Origin of the sequence: Dyella sp. C9, assembly GCF_003332825.1 — a bacterium.
In the GTDB taxonomy this organism is placed as follows: domain Bacteria; phylum Pseudomonadota; class Gammaproteobacteria; order Xanthomonadales; family Rhodanobacteraceae; genus Dyella.
The window spans coordinates 53,422-67,907 of the sequence record NZ_QIRF01000017.1 but is presented as its reverse complement, the minus strand read 5'-3'; the positions used below and the strand labels follow the sequence as shown (position 1 = coordinate 67,907).

At 64.9% G+C, this 14,486-nt stretch carries 15 protein-coding genes; 5 read left to right on the top strand and 10 right to left on the bottom strand.

Features of this window, described 5'->3' with window-relative positions:
* Positions 1 to 12: 12 nt before the first annotated feature.
* From DVU99_RS16605 to DVU99_RS16590, 4 genes are all read right to left on the bottom strand, one after another.
* A complete protein-coding gene (locus tag DVU99_RS16605) occupies positions 13 to 462 on the bottom strand; it encodes an energy transducer TonB (protein ID WP_114241345.1) in 450 nt (149 codons plus the stop codon).
* A gap of 82 nt (positions 463 to 544) precedes the next feature.
* Positions 545 to 2,017: a pyruvate kinase gene (gene pyk / locus DVU99_RS16600; RefSeq protein ID WP_114241344.1), complete on the bottom strand. Its 1,473-nt coding sequence runs from the start codon at positions 2,015 to 2,017 to the stop codon at positions 545 to 547.
* Between the two features lie 473 nt (positions 2,018 to 2,490).
* A complete protein-coding gene (locus DVU99_RS16595) occupies positions 2,491 to 3,300 on the bottom strand; it encodes a S1/P1 nuclease (RefSeq protein WP_114241343.1) in 810 nt (269 codons plus the stop codon).
* Between the two features lie 62 nt (positions 3,301 to 3,362).
* Positions 3,363 to 3,833 carry an OsmC family protein gene (locus tag DVU99_RS16590; RefSeq protein ID WP_114241342.1) on the bottom strand — a complete coding sequence of 157 codons (471 nt, stop codon included), beginning with the start codon at positions 3,831 to 3,833 and terminating at the stop codon, positions 3,363 to 3,365.
* Between the two features lie 191 nt (positions 3,834 to 4,024).
* Here DVU99_RS16590 and gap point away from each other — a divergent pair, with 191 nt between their 5' ends.
* Together gap and azu are read left to right on the top strand one after the other, a co-directional pair.
* A complete protein-coding gene (gene gap, locus DVU99_RS16585) occupies positions 4,025 to 5,038 on the top strand; it encodes a type I glyceraldehyde-3-phosphate dehydrogenase (RefSeq protein ID WP_114241341.1) in 1,014 nt (337 codons plus the stop codon).
* A 164-nt stretch (positions 5,039 to 5,202) separates the two neighbouring features.
* On the top strand, positions 5,203 to 5,649 hold the full coding sequence (gene azu / locus DVU99_RS16580; protein ID WP_114241371.1) for an azurin: 447 nt from the start codon (positions 5,203 to 5,205) through the stop codon (positions 5,647 to 5,649).
* A 178-nt stretch (positions 5,650 to 5,827) separates the two neighbouring features.
* On the opposite strand, the gene tpx is transcribed toward azu, so the two are convergent.
* Positions 5,828 to 6,328: a thiol peroxidase gene (gene tpx, locus DVU99_RS16575; RefSeq protein ID WP_114241340.1), complete on the bottom strand. Its 501-nt coding sequence runs from the start codon at positions 6,326 to 6,328 to the stop codon at positions 5,828 to 5,830.
* Between the two features lie 147 nt (positions 6,329 to 6,475).
* Here tpx and DVU99_RS16570 point away from each other — a divergent pair, with 147 nt between their 5' ends.
* The gene (locus DVU99_RS16570; protein ID WP_114241339.1) at positions 6,476 to 8,434 is read left to right on the top strand and encodes a pyridoxal-dependent decarboxylase; all 1,959 of its coding nucleotides are present in this window, start codon (positions 6,476 to 6,478) and stop codon (positions 8,432 to 8,434) included.
* A gap of 32 nt (positions 8,435 to 8,466) precedes the next feature.
* Positions 8,467 to 9,231 (top strand): prephenate dehydrogenase, encoded by a 765-nt coding sequence (locus DVU99_RS16565; RefSeq protein WP_114241338.1) that lies wholly within the window; start codon positions 8,467 to 8,469, stop codon positions 9,229 to 9,231.
* Positions 9,232 to 9,268: 37 nt separating this feature from the next.
* On the opposite strand, the gene DVU99_RS16560 is transcribed toward DVU99_RS16565, so the two are convergent.
* From DVU99_RS16560 to hemN, 4 genes are all read right to left on the bottom strand, one after another.
* Positions 9,269 to 9,577 (bottom strand): hypothetical protein, encoded by a 309-nt coding sequence (locus tag DVU99_RS16560; protein WP_114241337.1) that lies wholly within the window; start codon positions 9,575 to 9,577, stop codon positions 9,269 to 9,271.
* A gap of 156 nt (positions 9,578 to 9,733) precedes the next feature.
* Positions 9,734 to 10,942, bottom strand: coding sequence for a beta-ketoacyl-ACP synthase I (gene fabB / locus DVU99_RS16555; protein ID WP_114241336.1), 1,209 nt, complete (start codon positions 10,940 to 10,942; stop codon positions 9,734 to 9,736).
* Positions 10,942 to 11,457, bottom strand: coding sequence for a 3-hydroxyacyl-[acyl-carrier-protein] dehydratase FabA (gene fabA / locus DVU99_RS16550; protein WP_114241335.1), 516 nt, complete (start codon positions 11,455 to 11,457; stop codon positions 10,942 to 10,944). The genes fabB and fabA overlap by 1 nt, the downstream gene beginning before the upstream one ends.
* A 475-nt stretch (positions 11,458 to 11,932) precedes the next feature.
* Positions 11,933 to 13,333 carry an oxygen-independent coproporphyrinogen III oxidase gene (gene hemN / locus DVU99_RS16545; protein ID WP_114241334.1) on the bottom strand — a complete coding sequence of 467 codons (1,401 nt, stop codon included), beginning with the start codon at positions 13,331 to 13,333 and terminating at the stop codon, positions 11,933 to 11,935.
* Between hemN and DVU99_RS20250 the strand changes: the two genes are divergently transcribed.
* On the top strand, positions 13,332 to 13,466 hold the full coding sequence (locus DVU99_RS20250; protein ID WP_255412921.1) for a hypothetical protein: 135 nt from the start codon (positions 13,332 to 13,334) through the stop codon (positions 13,464 to 13,466). The genes hemN and DVU99_RS20250 overlap by 2 nt on opposite strands.
* Here the strand turns inward: DVU99_RS20250 and DVU99_RS16540 are convergent.
* Positions 13,456 to 14,442, bottom strand: coding sequence for a fumarylacetoacetate hydrolase family protein (locus DVU99_RS16540; protein WP_114241333.1), 987 nt, complete (start codon positions 14,440 to 14,442; stop codon positions 13,456 to 13,458). The two genes, DVU99_RS20250 and DVU99_RS16540, sit on opposite strands and share 11 nt — an antisense overlap.
* Between the last annotated feature and the right edge of the window lie 44 nt (positions 14,443 to 14,486).

Below are 14,486 nucleotides of genomic sequence, written 5' to 3'. Positions count from 1 at the left end.
ATCAAGCGTGGATCAGGCCTGGTCGAAGCCCGGCAGCTTGCAGGCGTTGACGATCGACTGCTTCTGCGCCGGATCGGCCGGCAAGTTGAACGGCACGATGAAGTAGGTATTGATCGGCTCATGGGTGCCGTTGTGCAGGGCCGGCCCATAGCGGAAGTTGGAGACCACGCTCTTGGCCACCGCATCCAGGTCGCTCTGCGGCACCACCTTGCGCACCGTCACGTTCTGCGGAACGCCGTCGGAGCCGATCAGGTAGCTCACCGCCACGCAGCCCGGCTTGTCCATGTTCCGGCCGCTGTTGGGAACATCCGCATCCACCTTGGTGTTGAGCATGATCCAGTACGACTGGATCTGCTCCGGCCCCACCATGCGCGCCTGCGACTGCGCCATCAGGGGCGCCGCACCGACCAAGGCCAGTGCCAGCACCAAGGCCTGGCCGCAACGGCGTGACATCGTGTTCATGAAAAACCTCCTGCGCATGGTTGGATGAAACATCGGCCGCGATTCTAGTCCTATCGGACCACGGCCGATGTCTAGGCCATGCTTACAGATCGCGCAGGCACTCCACCACGCCCTCGACGCCCACCGACAGCAGCTTGAGCGTGTTGGTGCCGCCACCGCGACCGATGTGGTCGCCATGGGTCAGCACCACGCGGTCGCCTTCGGACAGCTTGCCCTGGGCGAACAGCTGGCGCACCGCGTCGCGGGCCGAACCTGCCGGCGTCTGCGAGGCGTGGGTGAACTTCACGGCCTGCACGTCGCGGAACACGGACATGCGGCGACGCGCGTCGTCGAACGGCGACAGTGCGTAGATCGGCACAGCGCTGCGGTAGCGCGACAACCACTGCGCGGTGGCACCCGATTCGGTCAGCGCAACGATGGCGCGCACGCCCAGCTGGCTGGCCAGCAGCATCGCCGCCAGCGCAATGGCCTGGTCGGTGCGATCGAGCAAATGGCCCTGCGTGGCCGGGTCTTCCTTGGGCTCGAACTGGCGCTCGGCACCCAGGCAGATGCGACGCAATGCCGCCACGGCCTTGTCGGGGTGCGCACCCGCCGCCGATTCCTCCGACAACATCACCGCGTCCGTGCCGTCGATGACGGCGTTGGCCACGTCCATCACTTCCGCGCGGGTCGGAATGGGCGAACGCACCATGGACTGCAGCATCTGTGTCGCCGTGATCACGGCGCGGTTGCGCTGCACCGACTCGCGGATGATTTTCTTCTGCAGGCCCGGCAGCTCGGCGTCACCGATCTCCACGCCCAGGTCGCCGCGTGCCACCATCACCACGTCGGAGGCATCGATGATCTCGCCCAGCACCGGAATGGCATCGGCACGCTCGATCTTGGCCACCAGCGAAGCCTTGCCGCCGGCCTCTTCCATCAGGCGGCGCGCCTCGTTCATGTCGGCGGCGGAGCGCACGAAGGACACGGCGAGGAAGTCGGCGCCGATCTCGGCGGCCAGCTTGATGTCGGCCCGATCCTTGTCGGACAGGGCGTTGACCGACAGGCCGCCACCCTGGCGGTTGAGTCCCTTGCGGTCGGAGAGGCGGCCGCCAATCAGCACACGGCAACGCACTTCGGCGCCGACCACGGCTTCCACCGTCAACGCGACCAGGCCATCGTCGAGCAACAGCACGTCGCCCGCGGCCACATCGCTGGGCAAGCCATAGTAGCTCACACCGACGCGGGTGGCATCGCCCAGCGGGGCACCGGGACTGCAGTCCAGCACGAAGCTATCGCCCACACGAAGCTCGACCGGACCCTGCGCGAACCGCTCGACGCGGATCTTCGGACCCTGCAGATCCGCCAGCACACCGACCTCGCGGCCACGCTTGGCCGCCGCATCACGCACGGCGACAGCACGCGCGCGGTGGTCGTCGGGCTGGCCGTGGGAGAGGTTCAGGCGAACCACGTCCACGCCTTCGGCGATGATTTTTTCCAGCATGCCCGGGGCGTCGGTAGCCGGTCCCAGGGTGGCAACAATCTTTGTGCGTCGCAGCGGATTTTCAGTAGTCATGCATCCACGCTAGCAGATTTGGATCGATCTGCCAGAGGGTTTTTGCGTGCCCAAACGCATCGTCCGCAGGCGTGCAAGTGGACTGCTTGTGGCATGCGGACCACCACCGACCACTGGTATTGCGCACTGACGAGCAAGAATGGCGTGAGCCGCCTGAAGTGGTCTGCTATCTGCCACGAACAGCAACCCGAAAGTGGTGTCATCGCGGCACGAAAGACACGCCACTCCAACGCCACGTGGATCACCCGCCGAAGAAGGCCGGCAAGGCAGCGGGAAAGCCTTTCGCCGAGGGCACGGCTTCATTTTGCAGTGCAGCAAATAGCCATCCAAACGGAACGAGGGCGGGACCGTCGGGCCCCGCATTCCGGAACCATGTATCCAACCAGTGGACGCTTCGCTCCCCGGTAAACAGCGAGGGCCGGCATTGCGCCGGCCCCGCATCACCCAGCCCGCGCAGGGCCGGGTTCAATGCATCAGTTGGACAAGGCGAGGTTGAGCACGTCGGCCAGGCGACGCCCCGCCTGCCGCAGGCGCAGCTCGGCCACCGGCAGTTCCTTCTGCACGTAGGCGTTGTCGATCTTGTGGCTGGGCGGATAGATGTCGCGCGAGATCTGGCAGGACTCTTCGGCCCACTGCGCATAGACGTTGTCGGCCGGCGGGATCGGCGGCGGCAGGGTCACCGGGCCGCGCGCATCGAGTTCATCCGCGTAGGCCTTCCATTCCAGTCCATGGGTCTTGAGCAGACCCGAATCCCACACGCTGTGCAGGTTGGTGCCCTTGCCATCGAACTGCACCTGATAGGTGTTGCCACCCTTGTCGTCACGCGAGCCGCCGTGCAACGGTTGGTGTTCGTCGCCAATGAAGTGGACGACGAACTTCAGGGCTTCCAGGCGGGCCGCATCGGACTGGCTCTTGTCGGCCAGGATCTTCACGTAGTGGTCGATGCCCTCGACCACGCACACGCCATCCTTGCAGTCGCGCGGCGGCGTGTAGTTGCAGTCACCCGAGGTGAAGTCGACGTAGTGCAGCCCGCGGGTCTGCTTCCACAAGGCGTCCTTGGTGGGATCGTTGCGGATTTCGTCGGGCCAGCTGGCAATGTCGGCCAGCGACTTGGTGTGCTCCGGCGCCAGCAGGCGCTCCACCTCGGCCTCGGCCGCGGGGCTGAGGTGTCGTTGCGCCAGGTCGGCGACGATGCTGTGGCCAAGCGGCCCCCATGCCTGGACGGCAGGAGCGATGGCCAGACAGATGAGCGCGGCAGCAGCCGATCGACGCAACAAGGACATGGTGATGAGTATTCCGCTGGAAGGAACGGGCAAGTCTGCCACAGCCTGATGACAGCTTCGGCTCAGCCTGCGCCCGGCACCGGCAACAACTGGCCGTCACCATCGCGCACGTTGACGTCTACCTTGATGCCCTGGCGCACGCTCTGGGTCACGATGCAGAAGTCCTCGAACTGGGCCAGCACGCGGTCGAGGTGTTCCAGCAACTCGGCCTTGTCGGCCAGCTGCAGGTCCACGCCGATATGGCTGACGCGCCAGCGCCCCTGTTCGTTGCGGGCCAGGGTGGCCTTGGCGGTGGCCGCCAGCGGGCCGGGCGTGTTCTTGTACTTGCGCAGGGCAAACAGCAGGCTGGCACTCAGGCAGTTGGCCACGGCGGCGGCCAGCAACCGCGAGGGGTTGGGGCCGGCGCCGCGACCCAGCGGCGCGCCTTCGTCGGTGGTCAGGTCGGGGATCGACGTCTCATCGAAACGCACCCGGAACTCGTAGTCGGCCACCTGTTCCAGGGTGATTCCGATGGTCTGCTCTGCCTCGCTCATGGCGTTCTCCTTGGTCCAGGGGCCTCGTGCCCCAAAATTGCCATTCAAGCGCTTCGGCGCGTTCCTGAACAGCCCGGGCCGCTCGCCTATCCTGCGGGATGAGGCCCCTGCCCGGTTCAGGTTAAAATAGTGGTTTTACGGCGGTCCCACAGCCGCCATTTTCGTCACCTCACTCTGGAGGACGCTGTCCCATGGCCATCAAGGTCGCCATCAACGGTTACGGTCGCATCGGCCGCAACATTCTGCGCGCACTGTACGAAGCCGGTCGTACCAACGAGATCCAGATCGTTGCGATCAACGACCTCGGCAATGCCGAGACCAACGCGCACCTGACCCAGTACGACACCGCCCACGGCAAGTTCCCGGGCACCGTGTCGGTGGACGGCGGCGATCTGATCGTCAACGGCGACCGCATCAAGGTGTGCGCAGAGCGCGACCCGTCCAAGCTGCCCTGGGGCCAGCTGGGCGTGGACGTGGTGCTGGAGTGCACCGGCCTGTTCACCTCCAAGGCCAAGGCCAGCGCGCACATCGCCGCCGGCGCCAAGAAGGTGATCATCTCCGCCCCGGGCGACAAGGACGTGGACGGCACCTTCGTCATCGGCGTGAACGACGACAAGCTGACCTCCAAGCTGGAAGTGATCTCCAACGCCTCGTGCACCACCAACTGCCTCGCTCCGCTGGCCAAGGTGCTGCATGAGAAGATCGGCATCCAGCGTGGCCTGATGACGACCATCCACGCCTACACCAACGACCAGGTGCTGACGGACGTCTACCACTCCGACCTGCGTCGCGCCCGCTCGGCCACGCACTCGCAGATCCCGACCAAGACCGGCGCCGCCGCCGCGGTGGGCCTGGTGCTGCCGGAGCTCAACGGCAAGCTGGACGGCTTCGCCATGCGCGTGCCGACCATCAACGTGTCGGTGGTCGACCTGACCTTTGACGCCGCCCGTCCGACCACCAAGGAAGAATTCGACGCTGCCATCAACGAAGCCGCCAATGGCGCGCTGAAGGGCATCCTGGCGGTGAACACGCAGCCGCTGGTGTCGATCGACTTCAACCACAACCCTGCCTCCTCCACCTACGACGCCACCCAGACGCGCGTCATGGAAGGCACGCTGGTGAAGGTGCTGTCGTGGTACGACAACGAGTGGGGCTTCTCCAACCGCATGCTGGACATGACCATCGCACTGATGGCGGCCAAGTAAGCGTCCTGCCTCATGCAGTTCAGCAAAAGCCGGGCCTCGCCCGGCTTTTGTTTTTTTCGGCTGCGGCAGCTTGCAGCAGTTCCGGCTGATCCAGATCAGCGCTCAGCGGATTCGCCATCGGCATTGTCGGGTTTTCCCACCTCCGCGCTGGAGTTCGCCTGATGATCCGCCAAACCCTGGCCCTCGCCCTGCTCGGCCTGTTCGCCCTACCCCTGTGGGCGGCCGACTGCTCCACCACCATCGAGGCCAACGATGCGATGCAGTACAACCAAAAGAGCATCGAGGTGCCCAAGACCTGCAAGCAGTTCACCGTCACCCTCAAGCACACCGGCAAGCTGCCCAAGGCCTCCATGGGCCACAACTGGGTGCTGGGTAGCGCGGCGGACGAGCCGGGCATCATTGCCGATGGCATGAAGGCCGCTGCCGCGGAGAACTACGTCAAGCCAGACGACACCCGCGTGATCGCCCATACCAAGCTGATCGGTGGCGGCGAGTCCGACAGCGTCACCATCGCGGTGGCCAAGCTCAAGGCGGGCGAAAACTATGCCTACTTCTGCACCTTTCCTGGCCATGCCGCGCTCATGAAGGGCACGTTGGCACTCGCCAAATAGCGCCGGCAAGACACGCTTGTGGGGAGGAAGGCGGTCAGCTCAGGCTGGCCGCTTTTCTTTTGGGGAATGCGCAAGCGCACGTCGCCGCCCTCGCGGGCCTTCCCGCCAGCAGCGCCGCATCGCCCAAGCCCCGGGCAAACGGCCGGGTATCCCGGCCGTTTGCCAGACCGTCAGGCCATCAGGCGAGTGCAGCCAGCGCCGCGTCGTAGTTCGGCTCGTGGGCGATCTCGCCCACCAGCTCGCTGTAAACCACCTTGTCGTCTTCACCCAGCACGACCACGCCACGCGCGGACAGGCCCGCCAGCGGACCCGAGGCGATGGCCACGCCGTAATTCTTCAGGAATTCGTGGCCACGCAGGGTAGACAGGGTCACCACGTTGTCCAGCCCCTCCGCACCGCAGAAGCGCGCCTGCGCGAACGGCAGGTCCGCGGAAATGCACAGCACCACCGAATCCTTCAGCTGGCTGGCCTTCTCGTTGAAGCGGCGCACCGAAGTGGCGCAAGTCGGCGTGTCCACGCTCGGGAAGATGTTGAGCACCTTGCGCTTGCCGGCAAAGCTGGCCAGCGACACATCGGCGAGATCCTTGCCGACCAGCGAGAACGCCGGCGCCTGCTCGCCCGTAGCGGGGAAATGACCGTCGACCTGGACTGGATTGCCCTTGAGCGTAACCTGGGACATGGGACACCTCTTTAGGATGGGGCCTATAAGTAGAACATGGCGCCAGCAAGAAAGACGATGCCCACATCCTCAGGCGATGTGCCGCGCTGACCTATATCACCGCCATGGCCAACGCCGTTGCCCATCATCCGCAGGTCCGCACCCTCCATGGCCCGCCTGCCCATGTCAGCACCACGCGATCACTTCCTGGATGCCTGTTTTCTTGGACCCTACGGGGAAAACGACACGCTGCTCGAAAAGTTCCTGGTCGAATTTCTGCGTGACCACGTTTACTGGCGGCGCAATTTCCACCCCGAGGATCCGCCGGCCATCAGTACCGCGGCGACGCATCACCCGGACTACCGGGCGTTCGAGGCGCGCACGAGGCGCGAGCTTCACCAGCTTTCCGCAGCGCTGAAGAAGTCAGTGCCTTTCCACAGTCCGCGCTACGTGGGCCACATGGCATCCGACCTGCTGCTGCCGGGTCTGGCTGCACAGATGCTGGCCCTGCCCTACAACCCCAACAACGTCTGTGAAGAGGCGGCGCCAGTCACCGTCGAGCTGGAGCTGAAGGTCGGCCTGCAGCTGGCCCGCATGCTCGGCTATCCCGATGACCCTGGCCGGCCCGACTGCGCCTTCGGGCATCTTACGTCGGGCGGTACCCTGGCCAACTATCAGGCGCTACGGCTGGCATTGGCGCTCAAGTCATTCCCGGTGGCCCTGCGGGCGGCACGCGTCCCCGAACTCGACCTGCCGGAAGATGACTGGCAGGCATTCAATCTCCCAGCCCAGCAGGTCATCGCCTTGCGGGAGCGCTGGCAATGCTGGCTGGACGACCAAGCGCCGGGCATCGCCGAGGACTGGCGCCTACGGGTCGAAGCGGAACGCGTCGAGCGACGCGGACTGGCCGCCTTCTTTTCCGCCCACGGCGCGCTTCGGGCTCCGCTGGTGCTCGCTCCGATCACGGCGCATTACTCGTGGAGCAAGGGACTGAAGCTGCTGGGCCTGGGCCGGGATCAACTTCGATTGCTTCCTGTGCGCGGCATGCGCCTCGATGGTGACGCGCTGCATGAAGTGCTCGCGCGATGTGCGGAGCAACATCGCCCTGTCCTGATGTGCGTCGCCGTACTGGGCAGCACGGAGTACGGCACCATCGATCCCGTGCACGAGGTAGTGGCCGCACGCTTGCAGGCGCGTACGGAAGGCCTTGATTTCAGTGTGCACGTGGATGCCGCCTGGGGTGGCTATCTGGCTGCACTGTTCCGCAACGCAGACGGTAGCCTGCGCACGCATTCCGAGATCGCCGCCGAGTTCGAGCACTTCCCTTCACCCGAGGTGTATGCCGCTTTCGCGGCACTGGGTGAAACCGATTCCATCACCGTCGATCCGCACAAGCTCGGCTACCTTCCCTACGGCATCGGGGCCTTCGTCTGCCGGGATCATCGCGCCATGCCCCTGCTGGCAGAGCCAGCCGACTACGTCTTCGACGAGCAAGATGCGGAAGGCTATATGGCGCGTTATCGCGATCTCGGCCAGTTCACGCCGGAAGGTTCCAAACCAGGGGCCAACGCCGCGGCGGCCTATGTGGCCCATCGGGTGCTGCCACTGGAACACCAACATTTCGGACGCCTGGTCAGCACGACGATCCATGCCGCGGAGGCCTTCCGCAACGCGGCCCGTCGATTCGCCATCGACATGGAAGGCCTGGCCCGCGTTGCGGTCCCGTTCGAGCCGGACAGCAATCTCGTCGGACTGGCGCTTAATCCATGGGGGAATACCGAGGTCAGCCAGGCGAACTGGTTCGTGCGCGCTCTGCATGACATGCAGCGTTGCGATCTGTCGAGACCACTTCAGACGCGGGATTTCTTCGGCTCCAAGACCAGCCTGCAACCAGCCTTGCTAGGCGCCGCGGAAACACAACGCGTACTCTCGTCCCTTGGCCTGTGCATGGCCTCGCTGGGTGAAAATGCCCCCGCCGACCGGTTGCTTATCCTTCGTCATACGCTGATGAATCCGTACCTGCTGGACAGCGAAAATGACGTCAGTTACATCGATCGCTATTTCCAGTTCCTGAAGGAACAGGTCCTCGCGCTGAGAGCCAAGCTTCCTTCCGTCGATGCAGCCTAGGCTCATCCCTTACTGCGCTTCGAGGAGTTGACATGCCCATCGCCCTGCTCGGCTACGGCCGCTTCGGCAAGGCGTTTGCCCAGCTTCTGCATGCGGCCGGCCATGACATCGCCGTGTTCGACCCGAAGGCCGAGGTTCCCCCGGCCTGGGCACGCACGACCATGACCAAGGTGGTGGACGGCGCCGACTGGATCGTTCTCGCCATGCCCGTGCCACGCCTGGCATCCGCGCTGCAAGAACTACGTCCCTGCCTGCGCGCAGGACAAACCGTCATCGATGTGGGCAGCGTCAAAGAGGAACCCTGCCGACTCATGGACGAACTGCTTGGCGCGGAGATTGCCCACGTCGGCACGCATCCGCTGTTCGGCCCACTCAGCCTTGAACGTAACGAACAACCGTTGCGCGTCGTGCTTTGCGCCAGTTCTCGACATCCCCTTGCGGCTGAGCAGGCGCGTTCGCTGCTCCAGTCGATACATTGCGAAGTGATCGAATGCGATGCGCCCAGTCATGATCGTGCCATGGCGTACACCCACGCGCTGGCCTTCTTCATTGCCAAGGCCCTGGTTGACCTTGGTATCGGCGAAGACCTGTCGATGGCGCCACCGTCGTTTCTCGGACTGGCCAACATGCTCGCCGCGGTCCGTGGCGATGCCGGCCACCTGTTTGCTGCAATCCAACGCGAGAACCCCCATGCTGCCGAAGCTCGCGCCGCCCTGCTGGACCAGCTTGCCCTAATTCACCATCGTCTTTCGATCGATGAGGGCCGGACATTGTCGATTCCTGGCTTCCCCGGCTGAACACACCGGCGAGGTTGCCTACCCATGGCGCTCCGCATCAGGGTGACGATCGGCCGTCCGTCGCGGCGGTATCCAGCGTAGCCAGCACTTCCCGCACCTGTGCCTGCAGCGCGAGCCATGAGCGCTCCCACTGCCCCTCATGTGGCTTGGCCAGGGCGAAACGCTGCAGCATGCTGCAGGCCTTGGCAAGCCGGGCATGCAGGGCGGCGATCTGATCCTGGGCGTGCTCGTAATCGCCCTTGCCCACCATGAGGACCTTGCGCTCGCTGCATACGCCAATACACGGCTGCGGCGCCTCGATCTTGCCGCAACCGATGCATTGCCAGGCCTGGATATAGTCGACCATGGGTCCGAATCCTCCTTATGACTTCGGCCACCTGCGCCGGGAACGATCGCCGCTCTGTGTTACTCGCCCGGATGTCGAAGCTGTGTGCAACACGTCCACGCGACGCTCCTCGGGCAATCGACATCGTGCAGTTGCCGCCGGTGGAGTCATGATGACCTAGGCTCTGGCAAAGACCAGGCTGGCATTGGTGCCGCCAAAACCGAAACTGTTGGACATCACCGTGCGCAGGCGCGCTTCGCGTGTATCGCGCAGAATGGGGAAACCCTCGGCTCTCGGGTCCAATTGTTCGATGTGCGCAGAGCCGGCCATGAATCCATCGCGGAGCATCAGCAAGCTATAGATGGCCTCGTGCACGCTGGCCGCGCCCAGGGAGTGTCCGGTCAAGGCCTTGGTCGAGGACAAGGGGGGCACTTCCCGCCCAAACACCTCGCGCACCGCCGCCAGTTCGACGATATCGCCCAGCGGCGTGGCGGTGCCATGGGTGTTGAGGTAGTCGATCGGCGCCCCGACGTTTGCCAACGCCATGCGCATGCATCGCACGGCGCCCTCGCCGGACGGAGCCACCATGTCCGCCCCATCCGAGGACACGCCATAACCCACCAATTCGGCATGAATGTGGGCACCGCGCTTGCGCGCGTGCTCATAGTCCTCCAGCACCAGCATCCCCGCACCGCCACCTATCACGAAGCCATCGCGGTTGGCGTCATAAGGGCGGGACGCGCGCTCCGGGGTGTCATTGTCTCGCGCCGAGAGCGCGCCCATGCCATCAAACTGGGCCGTCATGCCCCAATGCACTTCCTCGCCACCACCGGCGAACATCACATCCTGCGCCCCGTGACGAATGAGGTCGGCTGCCGCGCCGATGCAATGGGCTGAAGTGGCACAGGCCGCAGCAATCGAATAGCTGAGGCCCAGGATACCGAAGGCCGTCGCCAGCGTCGCTGAAACGGTGGAGCACATGGTCCGCGGCACCATGAAAGCGCCGACGCGGCGCACCCCTTTCTCGCGCAGCAAGTCCGCCGTCTCGATCTGCCACTGGGCCGAACCGCCACCGGAGCCGGCGATAACGCCGGTACGTGGATGGCTCACCTGCTCCATCAGCAGCCCGGCGTCGGTCATGGCCGATCGCATGGCCAGATATGCGTAGGCTGCAGCGTCACCCATGAAGCGACGGAGCTTGCGATCGATCAGGGCCTCCAGGTCGATCTGCGGCACACCGGCCACCTGGCTACGCAAGCCACGGGCGGCATAGTCGGGAATGGCGCGTATGCCACTGCGCAGATCGCGCAACGCCTGGGCCACCGTATCGGCCGCGTGTCCGAGGCATGAGACCAGGCCAACGCCCGTGACCACCACGCGACGCATCAGAAACCGTCCGTCGACTGGAACAGGCCGACACGCATGTCGGTGGCGACGTAGATCAGCCGTCCATCGACGAGGACCTTGCCGTCCGCCACCACTAGCGCCATGCGCCCGCGCATTACGCGCCGGATATCGACCTCATAGCTGACCAGCTTGGCCGTCGGCAGCACCTGGCCCGAGAATTTGACCTGTCCGACGCCCAGTGCCCGGCCACGCCCCGACAAGCCGAGCCATGGCAGGAAGAACCCGCTCAGCTGCCACAGGGCATCCAATCCGAGACAGCCGGGCATGACCGGATCGCTGTCGAAATGGCAGACGAAGAACCAGAGCCCCGGACTAATATCCAGCTCTGCGCGCAATGATCCCTTGCCGAACGCACCATCACCCGCCGCAACGTGTGTGATGCGATCGAACATCAGCATGGGCGGCGATGGCAGGCGCGCATTGCCTGGACCAAACAGCTCGCCGCGGGCACAAGCGAGTAGCTGCTCGCGGTCGAACGAGGTGGCGCGAGTCATGGGGTTCCGAAGGACATGATGAGGAAACGGAAGTCTGGAGTTCCTCCCCAGCCACGGCCCTGATGCGGATCAAGAGCCTGAGGCAAATGCGGCGAGCTACACCAGGCAGCGCGGCAGTCTCGTTGGCTGACCCGACCCAGCGCAGCGGCGATGGTCGTCCGTTGCCGAAAAAGGCCCGGGCGCACCACCGCTTTCACGGACAGGCACCAAGGCCTGCCAGCGATGCTGGACCGGCCGCTAGTAGCCCGGCCTGGCAAGGCTCAACACGGCACTCACGCGCAGCCAGGCCGCACACCAAGGCCCAGCTCGCCAGGTCCAACCCTGGTGAGTCCTGCACATGTCCGTGCCGACGGCGGCGGGCGAAGCCGTCGGAAGCCCGGGGGCGCATATCGTCGGCGATCGGTTCATGTCGACCATGCCTCCGCTCGACGGCATCACCCAAAAAGTCGCCTCACCCCGTGCATCCAGTCCCTGGTCAGATCGTGCGCGAGTAACGGGCCGATTCATTCGGCTGGTTGAGGTAAGCGTCGAAGCACATAGCGACGTTGCGCAGCAGCAGCCTGCCTCGCGAAGTCACGCGGATGGTCTGCTCGTCCACCGTGACCAGGCCATCGGTCGCGTGCTCGCGCAGGCGTGCCAGCTCGGAAGCGAACACGTCGGCGAAATCCAGCCGATGACGTTCACTGAAGCCGGGCATGTCGAGCTCGCCGTGGCACATGAGCTCGCTGATCACGGCACGACGAATGATGTCGTCACGCCCCAGCAGGATGCCGCGCACGACCGGTAAACGGCCCTGTTCCAAGGCCGCCTCATAACCGGGCAGGTCGCGCGCGTTCTGGCTGTAACTGTCACCGATGCGACTGATGGCGCTCACGCCCAGCCCGATGATGTCGCAATCGCCATGGGTGGAATAACCCTGGAAATTGCGCTGCAAGGTACCTCGTCGCTGCGCGGTCGCCAGCTCGTCGTCGGCGCGAGCGAAATGATCCATGCCTACGTAGACGTAACCGGCATCGCACAGCCGCTGGAATGCCCTGCCGAACAGGGCAAGTCGCATGGCTGGCTCCGGCAGGTCGCCGGCGTCGATCTGTTGTTGCGCCTTGAACAGCCGGGGCAGGTGCGCGTAGCCATACACGGCGATGCGATCGGGTGCCAGCTCAATCACCTGATCGAGCGTGCGATCAAAGCCACCAAGGGTTTGCCGTGGCAGGCCATAGATGAGATCGACGCTCACCGAGCCGTAGCCCGAGGAACGCGCTGCGTCGATGACTTCCCGGGTCCGCTCCACGCCCTGGATGCGATTGACCGCGGCCTGCACCGCCGGGTCGAAATCCTGGATGCCCACCGACATGCGATTGAAGCCCAGCGTGGCCAGGTCGCTGACGTAGCGCCCATCGGCATAGCGCGGATCGATTTCGATGCCGTACTCGTGCGGGCCATCGTGCCGGTAGCTGAAGTGACGCGCCAACGACTCCACCACCGTCGCCATGCGCGGCACATCGAGAAAGTTCGGAGTACCTCCGCCGAAGTGCAGCTGCAACAGCGGCCGGTTGCGGTCGAACAACGGCGCGACGCGCGCGATCTCTTGCTGCAGACGGCCCAGATAACGGTCGGCGCGGCTCACGTCACGCGTGATGATGCGCGTGCAACCACAGTAGAAGCAGGGACTGAAGCAGAACGGCACATGCACGTAGACCGACAGCGGCCGGGATGTGGGCTCTTCGTTGGAGGCTCGTGCCGCCGCCCTCAGTTGCGCTTCGCCAAACCCTTCATGGAACTGCGGTGCGGTGGGATAGCTGGTGTAGCGCGGGCCCGCCGTGTCGTAACGGGCGATGAGTTCCGGATCGAACTCGGGGACGATGGTGTCGCTGGGCATGGACGGCAGTATCGTCGGCCGCCGCCCACACCCCGTTGATGACCATCAGCTGGATGCGACAATTCGCATCACCCGCGACAAGCCCACCGGTGCTGGCTTGCCGCGTTTTGAGCTCGGGATGCTCAGGCTTTGAGCGGCGCGATGACCTGCTCGATGGCGCCGAAGATCGAGGCACCTGTCTTGTCGGTGACATCGATGCGCAGGGTGTCGCCGAACTTCAGGAACGGCGTGCTCGGCTTGCCATCACGCAGGGTTTCCACCGTGCGCTGCTCAGCCAGGCAGGAAGCGCCCTTGCTGGTGTCTTCGTTGGCGATGGTGCCGGAGCCCACGATGGTGCCGGCGGTCAGCGGCCGGGTCTTGGCTGCATGTGCCACCAGCTGGGCGAAGTTGAACTGCATGTCCACGCCGCATTCGGCCTCGCCGAACCACTTGCCGTTGAGCCAGGTGCGCATCGGCAGGTGCAGCTTGTCGTCCTGCCAGGCGTCCTGCAGTTCATCCGGCGTCACCAGCACGGGCGACAGGGCCGAGCGCGGCTTGGACTGCAGGAAGCCGAAACCCTTGGCCAGCTCCGCCGGAATCAGGCCGCGCAGGGAGACGTCATTGACCAAGCCGACCAGCTGGATGTGCTCGGCCGCCTGCGCGGGCGTCACCGCCATCGGCACGTCATCGGTCACTACCACCACCTCGGCCTCGAGGTCAATGCCGTAGTCTTCGCTGGGCACCACCACCGGGTCGCGCGGGCCAAGGAAGCCGGCGCTGGTGGCCTGGTACATCAGCGGGTCGGAGTAGAACGACTCGGGCACCTCGGCACCGCGGGCGCGACGCACGCGCTCCACGTGCGGCAGGTAGGCGCTGCCGTCGACGAATTCATAGGCACGCGGCAGCGGCGAAGCCAGTGCGGCCATGTCCAGTGCGAATGCGCCCGACGCCGTGCCGCCGTTGAGTTCTTCGGACAGTGCATTGAGGCGCGGCGCGACATTGGACCAATCGTCCAGCGCGGCCTGCATGGTGGCGGCGATGCCGGTGGCCTTGACCGCCTTGCTCAAGTCGCGGCTGACCACGATCAGCGTACCGTCGCGACCGCCTTCCTTCAGGGAACCCAGTTTCATGTTTTGCTCCAGTAGCCGCGCCGTGACGCGGCCATGTGATTCTT

Coding starts and splice junctions, on each gene's coding strand:
- DVU99_RS16605 (WP_114241345.1), bottom strand. CDS start 462: ATGAACACGATGTCACGCCGTTGCGGCCAGGCCTTGGTGCTGGCACTG.
- pyk (WP_114241344.1), bottom strand. CDS start 2,017: ATGACTACTGAAAATCCGCTGCGACGCACAAAGATTGTTGCCACCCTG.
- DVU99_RS16595 (WP_114241343.1), bottom strand. CDS start 3,300: ATGTCCTTGTTGCGTCGATCGGCTGCTGCCGCGCTCATCTGTCTGGCC.
- DVU99_RS16590 (WP_114241342.1), bottom strand. CDS start 3,833: ATGAGCGAGGCAGAGCAGACCATCGGAATCACCCTGGAACAGGTGGCC.
- gap (WP_114241341.1), top strand. CDS start 4,025: ATGGCCATCAAGGTCGCCATCAACGGTTACGGTCGCATCGGCCGCAAC.
- tpx (WP_114241340.1), bottom strand. CDS start 6,328: ATGTCCCAGGTTACGCTCAAGGGCAATCCAGTCCAGGTCGACGGTCAT.
- DVU99_RS16570 (WP_114241339.1), top strand. CDS start 6,476: ATGGCCCGCCTGCCCATGTCAGCACCACGCGATCACTTCCTGGATGCC.
- DVU99_RS16565 (WP_114241338.1), top strand. CDS start 8,467: ATGCCCATCGCCCTGCTCGGCTACGGCCGCTTCGGCAAGGCGTTTGCC.
- DVU99_RS16560 (WP_114241337.1), bottom strand. CDS start 9,577: ATGGTCGACTATATCCAGGCCTGGCAATGCATCGGTTGCGGCAAGATC.
- fabB (WP_114241336.1), bottom strand. CDS start 10,942: ATGCGTCGCGTGGTGGTCACGGGCGTTGGCCTGGTCTCATGCCTCGGA.
- fabA (WP_114241335.1), bottom strand. CDS start 11,457: ATGACTCGCGCCACCTCGTTCGACCGCGAGCAGCTACTCGCTTGTGCC.
- DVU99_RS20250 (WP_255412921.1), top strand. CDS start 13,332: ATGGACGGCAGTATCGTCGGCCGCCGCCCACACCCCGTTGATGACCAT.
- hemN (WP_114241334.1), bottom strand. CDS start 13,333: ATGCCCAGCGACACCATCGTCCCCGAGTTCGATCCGGAACTCATCGCC.
- DVU99_RS16540 (WP_114241333.1), bottom strand. CDS start 14,442: ATGAAACTGGGTTCCCTGAAGGAAGGCGGTCGCGACGGTACGCTGATC.